Raw genomic sequence first — 16,628 nt, 5'->3', positions numbered from 1 at the left:
CACGCATTTCCCGATGTGTAATGACTGCCCCCAACAACAAATGATGAAAACAGAACGGAACTAAAAGGGGAGAATGCAGATGTTTTGCATGGCGAGCATGAAGAGTCACAATAAAAAAACAAGAAGGACGATTGGAAAAGTAATCTTAAATAAGAAAAAGGAAGAATACACTCGCCAATATGCAACGAGAGGAGGCCACCAGCATGCCTGAACCGATCAAATCCTCCAGCAGCCGATATATGGCTGGGATCGACGGGCTTCGTGCGCTGGCGGTACTCGCAGTCATTATTTATCACTTGAATTACGAATGGGCACCCGGTGGGTTGTTGGGTGTCGGTATATTTTTCGTTTTATCGGGATATTTGATTACAGATTTATTAATTGCCGAGTGGGGTCGTAATGGCAGACTCGACATGAAAGATTTTTGGTTGCGTCGCGCCAGAAGATTGCTGCCCGCGCTATTCCTCATGCTGTTTGTAGTCGTAGCAGGTGTAGCCATATTTGCACCAGCGCAAATGGACACCATCCGCGGTGATGTAGGGGCTGCTGTTCTATACGTGAGCAACTGGTGGCTAGTCTTTCATGACGTATCGTATTTCGAAAAATTTGGTCCGCCTTCACCACTAGGACATCTGTGGTCATTGGCCGTTGAAGAACAGTTTTACTTGATTTGGCCGTTGGTACTCGCTCTGGGACTCCGTTTCCTGAAGCGCAGAGGACCTATCATGATCATCACATTGGCTTTGGCTGCCTTATCCGCGATCTCCATGGCCGTTTTGTATGAGCCAGGTCTTGATCCGAGTCGTGTGTATTACGGAACGGACACGCGGGTGTTCGGTTTGCTGATTGGTGCGGCACTCGCCATGATGTGGCCGAGTCGCTTGCTTTCTACGGACATTTCACGGCAGGCTCGGATCACGCTTGATTTAAGTGGTCTACTTAGCTTAGGTATTCTTTTGTATAGCATTTGGAAAACGAATCAGTACGATGACTATTTGTACGAGGGTGGACTCGTGCTCTTGTCTGTTGTAAGTGCGGTACTCGTCGCGGTACTCGCACACCCAGCCAGTCTCCTGGCAAAATGGATGGGCTGCAAGCCTTTGCGTTGGATTGGCGTGCGATCGTACGGTATTTATTTGTGGCATTACCCTGTGATCGTTTGGACGAATCCGCTTATAGCGGAATGGGAATGGATGGCGGTACCTGGAGCGCTTTTGCAGCTAATGGCAAGTATTTTGCTGGCATCGTTGTCATGGAAATATCTCGAAGAGCCTATTCGCTACGGTGCATTAGGCAGAATCTGGCATCGTTCCAATAAGGCTGGGCAGAAAACAAAACGGTTAAACCGAGTATTGGCAACTGGTTGCGCGATTGCTCTTTGTGTCACGTATTATGGGATCGCTTCGCTCACATCAGATGCGACCGCTGGAAATGTGACACAGCCGCAGCCAACGCAGACTGTCACAGAGACAAAGGTCCCTGACAAACCCCATGGTCCTGAGGTGCCAATCGTAGAGAAGAAACCGGAAACGGTTCAAAAACCAGCTACTCCACCAGCAAAGCCGAAAAATGAGCAAAAGCCAAATAACCATACACAGAAGCCGAAGACCGCAGAGAAGCAGAAAGATTCGAATGCTTCCAAACAGCCTGACCCAAATCAAGAACCGATAAAAGCAATTGGCTCCGGAAAAGGAATCACTGTGATTGGTGACTCTGTCATGATCGACGTGGCTCCCTACCTGGAGAAGCTGTTGCCAGGGATCGTCGTAGATGCCAAAATCGGAAGGCAAATGTCTCAAGCCCCTGATGTTATTGCGCAGCTGAGGGCAAAAGGACAATTGGGTAACCGTGTCGTGATTGAATTAGGCTCGAACGGCGCATTTAGTAAAGGTCATCTCGACAAGCTGCTGCAATCGCTGGATGGCGTGGAGCAAATCATTCTCGTCAATTCCCGCGTACCCAAACCGTGGGAGAGCGTCGTGAATAAGATGCTGGCCGAGGCTGCTGCTGCCCATCCGCATGTCGTTCTTGTGGATTGGTATGCGGCGAGTGAGGGGCAAAGCTCTTACTTTTACAAAGACGGCGTCCACCCGAATAAGGAAGGCTCGCAAAAATATGCAGCGCTGGTGGCGAGTGCCATCGCGCCAACAAAGCCTGAGAAGAAGCCGGAAGAAAAAGTCGAAGAGAAAACAATTGAGCCGACTCCAGAAGAGGCAGGGCAGATGGAAGGCGCCTTGGAGGCAACAGAAGAAACCCCAGTGGAAGAAATGATCCAATAAGAGGGAAGACCAGTGAATGCTAACGTTCACTGGTCTTTTTGCATGAAGGGGAATGTACAAACAGACATAATTTCCATCGCAGTATAGCAGATCAGCTCATGGACTTTTTTCGCACTCTCCTGTACGATAGCTAACGAAAGAATAATGCATCGGGTGAAAGAAGGAAAAAACATGATTCGGTCGTATTTGCTGTTGCTTTTTTGTGTGACGCTGTGGGGCAGTAATTTTGTGTTCGGGAGTATGCTGGTTAAAGAGTTTCCTCCGCTATTTTTGGCAGATGTTCGGTTGCTTTTCACATCCGTGTTTCTGATCATTTACGCGTGGTTGACCAAAAAATTCGTGAAAATCACGGCTCGTGAGCTAGGACTGCTTGTTTTGCTCGGCCTGATCGGGACGTTGGCGAATCAAACGGCGTATTTCAACGGGCTGTTGACGACAGACGCGACCACCGCGTCCTTGATTCTTTCCTTGTCGCCGATCGTCACTGCTGTGCTGGCCTCGTTATTTTTGAAGGAACAGTTTACGCTGCGCATGAAGATTGGTTCGGGCTTGGCTCTATTGGGAACATTCTTCGTTGTCGGTATCGGGGCGGGGCTGTCCATTTCCAAGGGAGTCTTTCTCATAGTGATCGCCATGGTCACATTCTCGTCCTCCATGATCATTATCCGCAAGCTGACGCAAACGATGCAGCCTTTTATTGCGACTGTGTATTCGACGACAGTTGGCACGTTGTTTTTGACTCCTGCGGCGTTGTTGACGATCGAGCCAGGAGCGCAGATCAGCCACGAAGTGTGGGCATGGGCGATGCTTATTCTAACTGCGATTCTCATGCAAGGCATATGTGGGATCGTCTGGAATCAGCAATTAAAAGTGGTAGGAACCGGCAAAGCAGCTATTTTCCTTAATTTACAGCCGTTTGTAGCGATGCTCGTCGGATTTTTACTGCTTGGCTCGCAGGTGACCGCGATTCAAGTGGGAGGCTCCTTGCTCATCGTCGTGGGTGTGATTGTTGCCAGTGTTCAAAAGAAACAATCTGTTCAGCCATCGAAATCGGTATAGAGATTGTTTGCTAAAATGGAAAAGGACCTGACGAGGGTCTTTTTTTGTACAGTTTTAAGCCTTAACAAATTGGTACATCAGAACATCATCTGCATACTCATTATCGGCTAGCTTAAATTCCTTCACTTTTCGTCCTTCTTCCACAAATCCCATGCTGTTGTATAAAGCGATTGCTCTCAAATTGGTTGAGAACACCCCTAAGCTGACCTTTTCAATCAGCGGATGTTGTTTTGCCCAAGCTAGTAGCTCTTTCAACAAGGCTTTGCCTATTCCCTTATTTCTATGTTCTTTATGAAGCATCATCGTGATCGAACGTTTGCGAGCTTGAGAAGAGAACACGATCATGCCAACCAATTCACCGTCTATTTCTGCTACGAACATGGTTTCCCTGTCATTGTCGATGACACATTGAATCCATTCGAGCTGTTGCTCAATGGTTTTGTTGTACTCTTCGGAAACAGCGATAAAATAATCACCTTCACCAAAAACATCACGCTGCAAAGTTAAAATGGCTGCTGCATCCTCGATATGAACGGTTCGAATGGTCGCTCTGTGGTTTGTATAGCCAGTCAATGTGATCACCTTCTTTACTGTAAGTTTCTTTATCTAGTAGAAGAGAAGCGTAAGTAGTCGAGGGTGGAGAAACGCTTCTCCTGTTCGAAGGCTTACGCTTTACGCTACGTTGATGAAGGGGATGGAAGTACACGATAAATTTTGCGCGGGCGCCCTCGGTTCGTCGGCGTCTCTTCTCCGATTTGTTCGATGATGTTGTGCTCCGCCAAGTCACTTAATATTCTCCGCGCGTTACGAGGGGTCATGCCCATCCATTCCGCAATCATTGAGGCGCTGATATATTTTTGCCCCAATGCTTTTTGGACAGAAATGATCTTATTAAATGTGGTGATGCTGACCCCGGCTTTTTTCAAGTTTTCGCTGATTTCCTTGTCTTGCGTCCAATATTCGTAGCTGATGCTGTTCGTCTGACGCAGAGGTCCTTCAATCGAACCATCATGGTCGACGAGGATCGCGGCATCCATATGATTTTTGGCATGGCTAAGCGCGAGCTGTGCATTGCGTTCAGCAGATAAAGCTGTGACGCCAAAGCCGATTCCCATATTCGCATGTGAATTCGTGAGCAGCTTGATTTTTTCCAAGAGGATCGTGGGGTGAAAATCTGGGTTGTCTTCATAAGATCCGCGGGTGGAAAAAATAATGAACTTGGAATTGCCCACAGCGACAAAGCTGCCTGAAATCGATTCGGTGTAATCGAGCACGAGCTCTTGCAGCTTCAGGTCGAGGCGGCGAAGATCGTAAGCGTTTGCAGGTTCATTTACGAGCTTTTCCATGTCGCTTACCTCAATCAATTGAACAGCAATTTGGGAGCGCTTGAAGTGGAGTGTTTCGCCCTCTTGTAGAATTTGCTTGAAAATCTCTCGAAATATGAAGCGCGTGAAGCCCATTCGGTATACTCTGATTCCTTGTCGCTTCAATTCTTCGGTGACGAAAAGTGTTCCAGTGACACAAGCGTCTACCTTGCCTTCCTGGATGAGGTGGGTGTGATAGGCAACCAATTCAGATCTCTTTCTGAATTCTTGATAAGGTTTCAGGAATGGATTCTCACAGTGCAAGCCCAATTCTTCCAAAGTCTCACGAAAATGCGCTTCCGATATGGTATCGAAGCTCACGCGATCTAAAGAAAAACCATCGCGGTATACTAATTCGAGCAATACTTTGGTCAGGACACTTGAATTGACTTGCGGATAAAAGGCTTTTTTCTTACCAATATGCGCTTTTGCCATCGAGTAGGGTGCGACCCCAGAGAAGAACCAGATGTCTGTATCCATATCATTTTCGGCTACATAGGCTGCTACTTGTTCCACTCCTTGATAAATAAAGGAGGTGATCAGGATGTGTTCGGAAAACTCACGTCCCACAGCTACCATCGCCTCTACTGAATCTTTTGGACCGACTATGCCAACTTTTATCATCAAAATGTCCTCCAAAAAAGTTAGACTACGGGAAAAACAATTCGTCACGAAGGAGTCCCATCCTTTTTTCGGCATCCTTGTATGTAAGTCTTCCTTATTTTAGGATGATATATCGTCTTGAAATGTGCAAGAGAGCTGTAAAGAGAAACAAATTTTAAAATAGGGATGTTTTAGGGAAAAATTCCGTATTAATTGTTGTATATTTGACAACATTCGGCAAATTCCTTTATGAATCGATGTAAAAAATAAAAAAATCAGAATTGACATTCAATAATTACGGCACTATATTGTTGAATTAAGGAATGTTTTAGGTTAATTTCCGTTAAACAGTTTTTTCAAAAGGAGGGCACGCTGAATTTTTGTAATCTTTTCGCAAGTCTGGACTAGGGGGCTCGTATAGATGTCGCGTTATTTACTAAAAAGAATTCTGATGATGGTACTCACCTTGTGGATTATTGTAACGTTGACCTTTAGCCTGATGCATATGATCCCTGGTGATCCTTTCGCGTCAGAATCAGATCAGCTGCCTGAGCAAATTTTGCTGAATCTGCGTGCCAAATACAATCTGGATGAACCGCTGCCGATGCAGTATTTACTTTATCTGAAAAGTTTGGCAATGCTTGATTTGGGTCCTTCCATTAAGTCAGAGACACGCGGTGTCAATGATATGATTAAGGATGGCTTCGGATCATCTGCACTGATCGGCCTGCAGGCGATTGCGGTGGCCCTTTTTTTCGGACTTTTATTCGGAACAATTGCGGCATTAAACCGAAATACCTGGATCGATTATGCGGCGATGGTCATGGCTGTTCTGGGGATTGCTGTACCAAGCTTTATCATGGCGCCATTGCTCATTAATTACTTAGCGATTAAATGGCCGTTATTCCCGGTAGCAACGCTTGCCAGCTGGAAGCACTCGGTTCTTCCGTCGCTCGCACTAGCATTTGGACCTTTGGCCATCATTACTCGCTATATGCGAACAAGCATGATCGACGTGATGAACCAGAACTACATACGGACAGCTGAGGCAAAAGGAATTCCGACTTTTCTGATTGTCATCAAGCACGGGATTCGCAACGCCATTTTGCCAGTCGTTACTTTTATGGGTCCGCTCATCGCTGGCTTGTTAACCGGAACGTTCGTCGTCGAAAAGATTTTTGCGGTACCCGGGATCGGCAAGTACTTCGTAGACGGTATTTTCAATCGAGATTATCCGGTTATTCTGGGAACCACGGTATTTTACAGTGCCATCTTGGTGCTCATTATTTTCTTGATTGATCTGGCCTATATGTTTATCGATCCACGAATCAAACTACAGACCAAGGGGAGGTAGCCAATGGCGGTAGATCAATCGGTAAATGAGTTATTTCGACCAAGAGCTCAAAAAGCAGATGGACAGATCGCCCAAATGCGACCGAGCCTGACTCACTTTCAACAAGTAACGAGAAAGCTCGTCAGAAACAAGCTGGCGATGGTAGGCTTTACCCTCATTATATTAATGGTCTTCATGGCGATAATCGGACCACATCTCGTACCTTACAGCTATTCCGATCAAAGTCTATTGAAAGCCAATCAAGAAATTTCCGGTGAACATTGGTTCGGGACGGATGAGCTGGGACGCGACATGTTTTCACGGACGTGGTACGGTGCTCGGATTTCACTGATCATCGGAATTTCGGCAGCGTTAATCGACTTGGTCATAGGCGTGACCGTCGGCGGTATTGCCGGCTACATGGCTGGACGAGGTAAAAAGGGAGATCGGATCGATACGATCATCATGCGTCTGATCGAGGTATTGTATGGACTGCCGTACTTGCTCGTGGTGATTATGCTGATGGTCGTTATGGAGCCTGGAATTATTACCATCATTATCGCGCTGTCGGCCACCGGCTGGGTCGGGATGGCTCGCCTGGTACGGGGTCAAATTCTGCAATTGAAAAACCAGGAGTTCATCATGGCAGCACAAGTGCTCGGGGCCAAATTCCCTCGCATTTTACTGCGTCACTTGATTCCGAATACGATCGGGGTCATCATCGTGAATTTGACGTTTACGATTCCATCGGCGATCTTTGCAGAATCCTTCCTCAGCTTTTTGGGCTTGGGTGTACAAGCGCCAATCGCTAGCTGGGGAACGATGACCAACGATGCACTCGGCGTTATTTTGACAGGGGATTGGTGGAGACTGTTCTTCCCGGCCTTGATGATTTCCTTGACGATGTTTGCCTTCAACGTTTTCGGTGATGGCTTGCAGGATGCATTGGACCCAAGAATTCGCGAATAACCTCGCCACGAAGGATAGGAGGATCAGGCATGGCAGATCATTTGCTACAAGTAGAAAACCTCCGCGTACATTTCAAAACGTACGGTGGAGAGGTACAAGCTGTACGGGGAGTTACCTTTCATGTTGATCGTGGCGAGACGCTTGCGGTTGTAGGCGAGAGTGGCTGTGGGAAGAGTGTAACTGCCCAAGCGATCATGGGGTTGATTCCGAACCCGCCGGGAAGAATCGTGGACGGTCAGATTCAATTTGACGGAAAAGTCATCACGGGGATGAACAAGAAGGAATTGCTTTCGGTTCGTGGGGCCGAAATCGGGATGGTCTTCCAGGACCCGATGACGGCACTGAATCCCACGATGAAGGTTGGTGCCCAGATCGTCGAGGGGTTTGTTCGTACGCATCAGGTCAGCAAAGAAGAGGCACGTCAAAAAGCAATGGAGATGCTCCGGCTGGTCGGTATCCCCGATCCAGAAAAGAGGGTGGATCAATATCCGCATGAGTTTTCCGGAGGGATGCGGCAGCGTGTTGTCATCGCGATTGCGCTGGCCAATAACCCTAAGCTCGTGATTGCGGACGAACCGACGACAGCACTGGATGTGACGATTCAAGCGCAGATATTGGACTTGCTCCGAGAATTGCAAGAAAAGCAGCAGCTCTCGATCGTGATGATTACACATGACTTGGGTGTTGTCGCCGAGATCGCGCATCGGGCCGTGGTCATGTATGCGGGGATCGTAGTGGAAACGGGTAAGGTAGAGGATATTTTCGCGAACCCGAAGCATCCGTACACATGGGGCTTGATGCGATCTCTGCCGCGGATTGATGGTGTGGAAAAGGAACGTCTGATACCGATTGAGGGAACGCCGCCAGATTTATTCCACCCGCCAAAAGGCTGTCCGTTCGCTCCGCGTTGTCAGTTTGCGATGGAAATATGTGAACAGCAAATGCCGGACGCTTCCACATTCTCAGAGGGTCACCAGGCAGCATGCTGGCTGCATGATCCTCGCGCACCGAAGCTGGAAGAACTGGTGGCAGCAGGGAGGCAGACATAGATGAGCCAAGCGTTGGTTGAAGTAAAGAACCTGAAAAAGCATTTTGACATCGGAAATAGGATTTCGCTAAAGGCGGTCGATGGTGTGACCTTCACGATTAATCGCGGCGAAACGCTCGGGCTAGTAGGTGAGAGCGGCTGCGGTAAATCGACCTTGGGCAGAACGATGATTCGCCTCTATGAAAATACCGATGGTGAAGTTCTATTCAAAGGCAAAAATGCACACCGACTAAAAGGAAAAGAAGCGGAGCAGTTCCACCGTGACGTCCAAATGATTTTTCAAGATCCGCAAGCAAGTCTGAACCCGCGGATGACCGTCATGGATATTATTGCAGAGGGCTTGGATATTCACGGCTTGTCGCGTGGCGGAAGAGCAGATCGGGTCAAGGAATTGCTGGAGCTGGTCGGACTGTCGAAGGAGCATGCCAGCCGATTCCCGCATGAGTTCAGTGGAGGTCAACGCCAGCGGATCGGGATTGCCCGGGCGCTTGCGGTCGAACCAGAATTTATCATTGCGGATGAACCGATTTCTGCGCTAGATGTCTCGATTCAGGCGCAGGTCGTGAATCTACTGGAAGATTTGCAGCAGGACAAGGGGCTCACTTACTTGTTTATCGCTCACGATTTGTCTATGGTAAAGCACATCTCTACGCGAATCGGCGTGATGTATCTCGGGAAAATGGTAGAAATGGCAAACAGCTTCGAATTGTATGCAAAGCCACTTCATCCGTATACACAAGCCCTGCTGTCCTCGATTCCAATTCCTGACCCGACGATCAAGCGGGAGCGCATTATTTTGCAGGGAGATTTGCCGAGTCCTGCCAACGCTCCGAGTGGTTGTGTTTTCCGAACGAGATGCCCGAAGGCTATGGAGCAATGCGCGGCACAGGTCCCTCTTTGGCAGGAAGCTGCGCCGAATCATTGGGTTGCTTGTCATCTCTATCAGTAGTTCGATTTTCTATCTTAATATATAGGGGGAAACAACGTGAAGAAATTAGCTGCCTTTGCCCTGTCGCTCTCGCTAGTAGCGGCACTCGCTGGTTGCGGTGGTAGTGGCGAGTCAGCATCGACTGGAGGAACCTCAACGCCAGGCGCTGCTGTCAAACAAGAAGTCGTGTTCAATGCCAAGTCCGAGCCACCAGATTTGAACCCACTCACTTCAACAGATACGACGTCCTTCTGGATCATGGATCACTTGGGCGAAGGTCTGTACACCAAGGACAAGGATGGCAATCCGATCTTGGGAGTAGCCAAGGAAGTGAAGCTGTCGGATGACAAGCTGAAGTACACGTTCATTTTGCGCGATGATGCGAAGTGGACAAATGGTGAGCCGGTTACGGCTGAGGATTTTGCTTACACGTATATGAAGCATCTGGATCCGGCAACAGCTTCGACTACTGCTTATCTGCTCTACTACATCAAAGGTGGAGAAGCATACAACAAAGGAACTGGAAAAGCAGAAGATGTAGGCATCAAGGCAGTCGATGCAAAAACGCTCGAAATCGAACTGGTTGCGCCTACCTCGTACTTTGACAAAATGCTCGCTACCCGTTACTGGCACCCAATCAACAAAAAGCAAGCAGAAGCGAATCCAAAATGGGCAGCAAATGCGGACAGCTACATCTCTAACGGCGCTTACAAGCTTGTTTCCTGGAAGCATGACTCCGAGCTCGTGATTGAAAAGAACGAGCATTATTGGAACAAAGCTGACGTAAAAATGGATAAGATCACCTGGAAAATGGTGAATGACGCCACGACTGCGTATCAGATGTACAAGAGCGGTGAGCTCGACTTCAACAAAGAGATGCCGTCTGACATCCTCGCGCAAGAAAAATCGAGCCCAGATTTCAAATCCGTTCCTTACTACGGTACGTACATGTACATGTTTAACGTAACGAAAGAGCCGTTTACGAATAAAAAGGTTCGCAAAGCTTTCGCGATGTCACTTGACCGTAAAGCACTCTCTGAAATGGTAAGCCAAGGTGGAGAGACACCAGCGTACTCCATGGTTCCGCGTGGAGCGATGCAACCAAACGGAAAAGACTTCCGTGAAGAGGGCGGAGACTACTTCAAGGAAGATTACGAAGCAGCGAAGAAACTGCTGGCTGAAGGTATGCAAGAAGAAGGCTGGTCCACACTGCCAGAAGTTACACTGATGTACAACACCGATGAAAGCCACAAGAAAATAGCACAAGCGATCCAGGAAATGCTCAAGAAAAACTTGGGTGTAGAAGTGAAAATGACAAACCAAGAGTGGAAAGTGTACCTGGATACAACCAAACAAAAGAATTACCAAATGGGCCGTATGGGCTGGGTAGGTCAAATCAACGACCCTGCGTTTAACCTCGATTACTATTTGGGTGAAAGCCCGAACAACCGTACTGGTTGGGTGAACAAAGAGTATGATCAGTTGAATATGGCGGCAAAAGTAGAGCAAGACCCGAACAAGCGTATGGAATTGCTTCATCAGGCAGAAGCCATTTTGATGGAAGAAATGCCGTTCATTCCAGTCTACCACTACCAACAAAACTATTTGGTGAAACCGAACCTGGAAGGTCTCACTTTCCCAGTCAACGCGTTCCCAAGCGCTCGCTGGGCAACGAAAAAGTAGAAAAAAAAGAGGAGCTTCTCCTCTTTTTTCTCTTTACATACTTCACATACTTCAACGTACGTATAGCAATAGAAGAAAGGATGATTTCTCGTGATTTTGGACTATCTGCAAGTGAAATCCGCCTATCAATTGAAGGTGGTGCCGCAGCGAAGAGAGATTACCTTCCTAAGCAAGCTAACTGGAATTGCGCAATTATGGCGCTGGAATGAAGAGGCCGGCAGCTCTGAGCAAGTGACATTTTTGCCAGACCGAGTAGTAGAAGTTGATCATTCTCCGTGCGGAACAAAAACCATCGTAGGTATGGACAACAAAGGTGACGAGCGGCAGCAGTTCTTTTTGCTAACCGAAAACGGTGCAGTCGTGAAGCCGCTGACAGACGCTTCCGCTTATTTTCACTATTTGGGAGGCTGGTCACCGTGTGGGCAAAAAATCGCGTGGTCCAGCAATCGACGCAATCCGCGCAGCTTTGATATTTTTGTACAGGATGTCGAAAGCGGAGAGTACGAGGAAGTCTACCGCTATGACGGACGAACAGACCCAATCGGCTGGCTGCCAGACGGGACAGGACTCATTTTCAGTGTGCAGGAGACCAATATCGACAAATGCTTGTATTTGTTGGATTTGCAAACGAAAGAAGCGCAAAAGCTCGCCATTTGCAGCAAAAATGCACGCTATCATTCCTTGGTGTTGTCCAAAGACGGCCAAACAGGATATCTCGTCACAGACCGCGAAGAAAACACGAAAGCCTTGTGCCGCTTTTCGCTAAATAAGGGAGAGTTGGACACACTGGTGCACGCCGCTAAATGGGACATCGAGGAGGTCAAATTATCCCCCGATGAGAAAACGCTCGCCTTCACAATAAATGAAGGAGGGTACTCTGTTCTTGCTCTCTATTCCTTGGCAGATCGACGATGGGAGCGGGTAGAGGAGGGGCCACGTGGAGTGATCTCTTCCTTGGCGTGGGTTACCGATGATCAGCTCGCCTATACACTGAAAAGTCCTACACTGCCAGGCGATATCTGGACGTATACAATCTCGGAGCAGTCCAGCCATCGAGTGACGAGCATTGGTCAATCCGCTGTACTAGAGGATAAACTCATCGAGCCAGAATTGTGTACCTTTACATCGTTTGATGGCTTGGAAGTGCCGTATTTCCTGTATGCCAAAGATACTTCTGAGAAAGCGGAGAAAAAACCAGTCGTCGTCTACGTCCATGGCGGTCCAGAGAGTCAAATTCGACCGGAGTATCATCCTGTTTTTCAATTTTTGGCGAATGAAGGCTTCACGGTAGTCGCACCGAATGTTCGCGGCAGCATGGGCTACGGTCGAGAATACGTACAGCTCGATGATCGCCGCAAGCGGATGGATTCCGTAGCGGATTTGGCTTGGCTGGTCAAAGATTTAGGCAAGCGCTCAACCGTTGATCCGAATGCGATCGGGATTATGGGGCGCAGCTATGGCGGCTTCATGACCCTGGCCGCTCTTACGCATTACCCTGACCTGTGGGCAGCAGGAGTTGACATTGTCGGGATTTCTCATTTCAAATCCTTCCTGGAAAACACCGGGGCATGGAGACGGAGACTGCGTGAGGTCGAATACGGCTTCCTCGGAGAAGACAATGATTTCTTTGAAGAAATTGCGCCTTTGAACCATTCTCATAAAATCACGGCACCGCTCCTTGTATTCCACGGTCGTAATGATACCCGTGTCCCTGTCAGCGAAGCAGAACAGCTGGTAGCGGACATGCAAGGAAGAGGTCAAGAAGTGGATTTGCACATCTTTGAGGATGAAGGTCACTTTACCGAAAAGCTGGATAATCACATCACGATGAATCAGAAAATCTCACAGTTCTTTTTGGAGCGACTCACATCCGTTGAATAAATCATTCACCACTAAAGCAGAGGAGTGATTTGGCATGACTCAAGTCAAAAGAGGTATGACGGCTGAAGATTTGTATCAATTGCGGTATGCGAGCGATCCGCAGCTATCCCCAGACGGGAAAACACTTGCCTATGTCGAATCGAAAATTGATGAGTCCCGGGCTTATCAAAATCACTTATTTTTGCGCAGATTGGATACAGACGATCCGCAGCCATTGACGTCAGGCTTCCGGGATACCTTCCCGCGCTGGTCGCCAGATGGTTCACAGATCAGCTTTGTGTCCAACCGATCTGGCAAGCCACAGATTTGGCTGATCGACGCAAACGGGGGAGAAGCAAGACAGCTGACCCGTTGCAAAAATGGCGTCAGCAACCCGACGTGGTCGCCAGATGGAAAGTTCATCGTCTTTGCATCGATCCTTGATGCAGGGGAAACATTTGCTGACCTGGAGGGTGCTGAGGAGAAAGAAAGTGCCAAAGCCATCGACGTCGGAAGAATGAAGTACAAATCCGATGACCTCGGGTTCATTTACGAGAAAAACAAGCAGTTGGCGATTGTTCATGTAGAAACGGGCGAAGTAACACCACTCAGCGATGGACCATACCATCATACGATTGGCTCCTGGTCGCCAGACGGAAAATGGCTTGCCATTACGGCGAACCGGGCAGAGGACCCTGACTTTCAGCATAGCGTCGACGTTTTTCTCATCCCTTCTGAAGGGGGAGAATGGAAGAAGCTGACCAACAGCAAAGGGACTTTTGCCTATCCAACATGGTCACATGACGGTAAGAAGCTGGCGTATATCGGAAGTGAATTGGACACGCATTTGTACGCAGCACAGAAACACATCTGGGTCTATGATTTTGAAAAGGACGATTATTCATGCATCACGGCTGATTGGGACGTACAGGTCGGTGATTCCACAATCGGGGACGTACGCTCGCCAGGTCACCCTAACCCGGGAGCGATCTGGACAGAAGACGGTGCAGGCATGTATTTTATCGCAAGCGAGCGAGGCAATTCAGGAATTTATCACGTGACGTTGGACGGAAAAGTCACACATGTTGTAGCAGGCAATCGGAATATTTACGGCTTCACGTTGCATGAAAAAGAACAAACAGTAGTAGCTGCGATCAGTGATCCGTTTACTCCAGGTGATTTGTATCAAGTCAGTCTTACAGATGGAGAAGAAAAACGACTGACAGAGCTTAACAAAGAGTTGTTTGCTGGTATAGAGCTCCCAGCTCCTGAAGAGATTGAGTTCGTGGCGAAGGATGGCTGGAAGCTGCACGGCTGGATACTCAAGCCTGTTGGCTATCAAGAGGGTCAAAAATATCCAATGGTCCTCCAAATTCATGGTGGTCCACACTCTATGTACGGAAATACGTTTTTCCACGAGTTCCAGCTGCTCGCAGCAAAAGGCTACGCCGTCCTTTATACGAATCCGAGAGGAAGCTTCGGCTACGGAGAGCACTTTGTTCAAGCATGCTGCGGAGATTACGGGGGAAATGACTACCGCGATTTGATGACGGCCGTGCAATATGCATGCGACCAGTTCGATTATATTGACGAGGACCGCTTAGGGGTCGCAGGCGGCAGCTACGGTGGCTTCATGACGAACTGGATCGTCGGGAAGACCAATCGATTCAAAGCGGGTGTGACGGATCGCAGCATCTGCAACTGGGTGAGCTTCTACGGTGTGAGCGACATCGGTTATTACTTCTCTGCCGAGGAGATTCAGGCGAATCCATTCACCAATCCGGAAAAAATGTGGCAGCATTCGCCGATTCGCTTGGTAGAGAACGTCGAGACACCTCTATTGATCATGCATGGTGAACAGGACCACCGATGCCCAATCGAGCAGGCTGAGCAGCTGTATGTGACATTGAAGCATCAAGGAAAGGCTCCGGTGTCGTTCGTACGCTTCCCTGGCGCGAGTCATGAGCTATCCCGGAGCGGTGATCCTGAGCAACGCGTGTTGAGACTGCAATATACGACGGATTGGTTTGACAAATATGTAGCTGCGAATGAAAAAGCGAAAGTACAATAAGAAATTGAGTGAAAAGAATAGGGCGCTTGACGGCGCCTTTTTTCTTTTGTCGCATGCGAGAAAAATCACTTGACTAATAAACTATAAATTCAGAAAAAACAGAAAAATAAAATTGAAACTACTACTCTTTCTTCGTATACTAGTGAATAATCATGAATTTTCTTACTATTTAGGGAGGGATTATGATGTTAACGAATTTGTATGCCGAGATTGAGTCGATGTATGAACAGATGGTCGCTTGGCGCAGGCATATGCATCAATACCCGGAGCTATCTTTTCAAGAGGTGGAGACACCAGCATTCATAGCGGCGACGCTGCAATCGTATGGGATTGAGGTCAAAACCGGCGTGGGTGGCAGAGGCGTTGTCGGTCTCATCAACGGAGCAAAGCCGGGAAAAACGATTGCATTGCGTGCAGATTTTGACGCCCTCCCTATTCAAGATGAGAAAGACGTTCCTTATCGATCAAAAGTGCCGGGTGTCATGCATGCTTGCGGACATGACGGGCATACGGCAACACTTCTCGCCGTTGCCAAAGTATTGAGCGAGAATCGGGACAAGCTCTCGGGCAATGTTGTCTTGTTGCATCAACATGCGGAGGAGCTGTCGCCAGGTGGTGCGATCGCCATGATCGAGGATGGTTGCCTGGAAGGAGTCGACGCTGTATTCGGGACGCATTTGACCTCGCAAGCGCCCACAGGTACATATCTGTATCGCAGTGGGTATATGATGGCAGCAGGTGATGCATTTGAGATCAACATACAGGGAAAGGGCGGACACGGTGCAGCACCGCATGAGACTATCGATGCGCTCGCAATCGGTTGTCAGCTCGTCAATCAATTACAATATATCGTGAGTAGGCAAGTCAATCCACAGCAGGCAGCCGTTCTGTCTGTAGGCTCCTTCCATGCAGGAAATGCGGGGAATGTCATCGCAGATTCGGCTGTTTTGACAGGTACAGCCCGTTCCTTTGATGAAAACGTCAGACAGCATATGCAAACAGAAATGGCCAACATCGTTCAAGCAGTCGGACAAGCCTTTCATGCAGACTGCACGCTCAATTATCGAGCGGGATATCCTGCCGTTTATAACCATCCAGAGGAGAGTAGCATCTTCACAGACATCATCGGTCATTGTGCGGACACGAGCCAGATTATCGAAATGCAACCAGTCATGGGGAGTGAAGATTTCGCTTATTACCTGCAACAGAAGCCTGGTATGTTTTTCTTTACCGGCGCAAGAAATGAGGAATTATCTGCGAATTACCCTCATCATCACCCAAGGTTTGATATAGATGAGCGAGCACTGGTTCACGCAGCGAAAGCACTTATCACGATCGTGCACCACTATTGCATGGAAAATCAGACAGAACCAGTTCCACAGTGATGCTAAGAAAGCAAGCCATTCACGAATAGAACAGGGGGTGCAGCTA

12 protein-coding genes are annotated in these 16,628 nt (G+C 48.3%); 10 read left to right on the top strand and 2 right to left on the bottom strand.

Annotated elements, in window-relative coordinates; all coding sequences use genetic code 11:
* Positions 1-203: 203 nt before the first annotated feature.
* The gene (locus AB1L17_RS03665) at positions 204-2,279 is read left to right on the top strand and encodes an acyltransferase family protein (protein WP_412847442.1); all 2,076 of its coding nucleotides are present in this window, start codon (positions 204-206) and stop codon (positions 2,277-2,279) included.
* 171 nt (positions 2,280-2,450) lie between these two features.
* Complete coding sequence (locus AB1L17_RS03660; RefSeq protein WP_412847441.1) at positions 2,451-3,338, top strand: DMT family transporter; 888 nt, start codon at positions 2,451-2,453, stop codon at positions 3,336-3,338.
* A 54-nt stretch (positions 3,339-3,392) separates the two neighbouring features.
* Here the strand turns inward: AB1L17_RS03660 and AB1L17_RS03655 are convergent, their stop codons facing one another.
* Both AB1L17_RS03655 and AB1L17_RS03650 read right to left on the bottom strand, forming a co-directional pair.
* Complete coding sequence (locus tag AB1L17_RS03655) at positions 3,393-3,911, bottom strand: GNAT family N-acetyltransferase (RefSeq protein WP_412847440.1); 519 nt, start codon at positions 3,909-3,911, stop codon at positions 3,393-3,395.
* 104 nt (positions 3,912-4,015) lie between these two features.
* Complete coding sequence (locus AB1L17_RS03650) at positions 4,016-5,326, bottom strand: helix-turn-helix domain-containing protein (protein WP_412847439.1); 1,311 nt, start codon at positions 5,324-5,326, stop codon at positions 4,016-4,018.
* 400 nt (positions 5,327-5,726) lie between these two features.
* Here AB1L17_RS03650 and AB1L17_RS03645 point away from each other — a divergent pair, with 400 nt between their 5' ends.
* The 8 genes from AB1L17_RS03645 to AB1L17_RS03610 all read left to right on the top strand — a co-directional run bounded on the left by AB1L17_RS03645 (position 5,727) and on the right by AB1L17_RS03610 (position 16,582).
* On the top strand, positions 5,727-6,659 hold the full coding sequence (locus AB1L17_RS03645; protein ID WP_412847438.1) for an ABC transporter permease: 933 nt from the start codon (positions 5,727-5,729) through the stop codon (positions 6,657-6,659).
* A gap of 3 nt (positions 6,660-6,662) precedes the next feature.
* A complete protein-coding gene (locus AB1L17_RS03640; RefSeq protein ID WP_412847437.1) occupies positions 6,663-7,607 on the top strand; it encodes an ABC transporter permease in 945 nt (314 codons plus the stop codon).
* A gap of 29 nt (positions 7,608-7,636) precedes the next feature.
* Entirely contained in the window at positions 7,637-8,656 is a 1,020-nt protein-coding gene (locus AB1L17_RS03635) for an ABC transporter ATP-binding protein (RefSeq protein WP_412847436.1), read from the top strand.
* Positions 8,657-9,604: an ABC transporter ATP-binding protein gene (locus tag AB1L17_RS03630; RefSeq protein WP_412847435.1), complete on the top strand. Its 948-nt coding sequence runs from the start codon at positions 8,657-8,659 to the stop codon at positions 9,602-9,604. It abuts the gene before it with no gap.
* Positions 9,605-9,640: 36 nt separating this feature from the next.
* Positions 9,641-11,266, top strand: a complete 1,626-nt coding sequence (locus AB1L17_RS03625) for a peptide ABC transporter substrate-binding protein (protein ID WP_412847434.1) — start codon at positions 9,641-9,643, stop codon at positions 11,264-11,266.
* 90 nt (positions 11,267-11,356) lie between these two features.
* Positions 11,357-13,147: a S9 family peptidase gene (locus tag AB1L17_RS03620; RefSeq protein WP_412847433.1), complete on the top strand. Its 1,791-nt coding sequence runs from the start codon at positions 11,357-11,359 to the stop codon at positions 13,145-13,147.
* 34 nt (positions 13,148-13,181) lie between these two features.
* Complete coding sequence (locus AB1L17_RS03615; protein ID WP_412847432.1) at positions 13,182-15,197, top strand: S9 family peptidase; 2,016 nt, start codon at positions 13,182-13,184, stop codon at positions 15,195-15,197.
* A 185-nt stretch (positions 15,198-15,382) separates the two neighbouring features.
* On the top strand, positions 15,383-16,582 hold the full coding sequence (locus AB1L17_RS03610) for an amidohydrolase (RefSeq protein ID WP_412847431.1): 1,200 nt from the start codon (positions 15,383-15,385) through the stop codon (positions 16,580-16,582).
* Positions 16,583-16,628: the final 46 nt, after the last annotated feature.

Source organism: Brevibacillus jepli, assembly GCF_047229145.1.
Classification (GTDB): Bacteria; Bacillota; Bacilli; order Brevibacillales; family Brevibacillaceae; genus Brevibacillus.
This window is presented reverse-complemented; position numbering and strand designations above follow the sequence as displayed.

Excerpts from the sequence above, each read along its gene's own strand:
- AB1L17_RS03640 (WP_412847437.1), top strand. The coding sequence starts at position 6,663 with ATGGCGGTAGATCAATCGGTAAATGAGTTATTTCGACCAAGAGCTCAA.
- AB1L17_RS03615 (WP_412847432.1), top strand. The coding sequence starts at position 13,182 with ATGACTCAAGTCAAAAGAGGTATGACGGCTGAAGATTTGTATCAATTG.
- AB1L17_RS03665 (WP_412847442.1), top strand. The coding sequence starts at position 204 with ATGCCTGAACCGATCAAATCCTCCAGCAGCCGATATATGGCTGGGATC.
- AB1L17_RS03635 (WP_412847436.1), top strand. The coding sequence starts at position 7,637 with ATGGCAGATCATTTGCTACAAGTAGAAAACCTCCGCGTACATTTCAAA.
- AB1L17_RS03645 (WP_412847438.1), top strand. The coding sequence starts at position 5,727 with ATGTCGCGTTATTTACTAAAAAGAATTCTGATGATGGTACTCACCTTG.
- AB1L17_RS03610 (WP_412847431.1), top strand. The coding sequence starts at position 15,383 with ATGTTAACGAATTTGTATGCCGAGATTGAGTCGATGTATGAACAGATG.
- AB1L17_RS03660 (WP_412847441.1), top strand. The coding sequence starts at position 2,451 with ATGATTCGGTCGTATTTGCTGTTGCTTTTTTGTGTGACGCTGTGGGGC.
- AB1L17_RS03650 (WP_412847439.1), bottom strand. The coding sequence starts at position 5,326 with ATGATAAAAGTTGGCATAGTCGGTCCAAAAGATTCAGTAGAGGCGATG.
- AB1L17_RS03630 (WP_412847435.1), top strand. The coding sequence starts at position 8,657 with ATGAGCCAAGCGTTGGTTGAAGTAAAGAACCTGAAAAAGCATTTTGAC.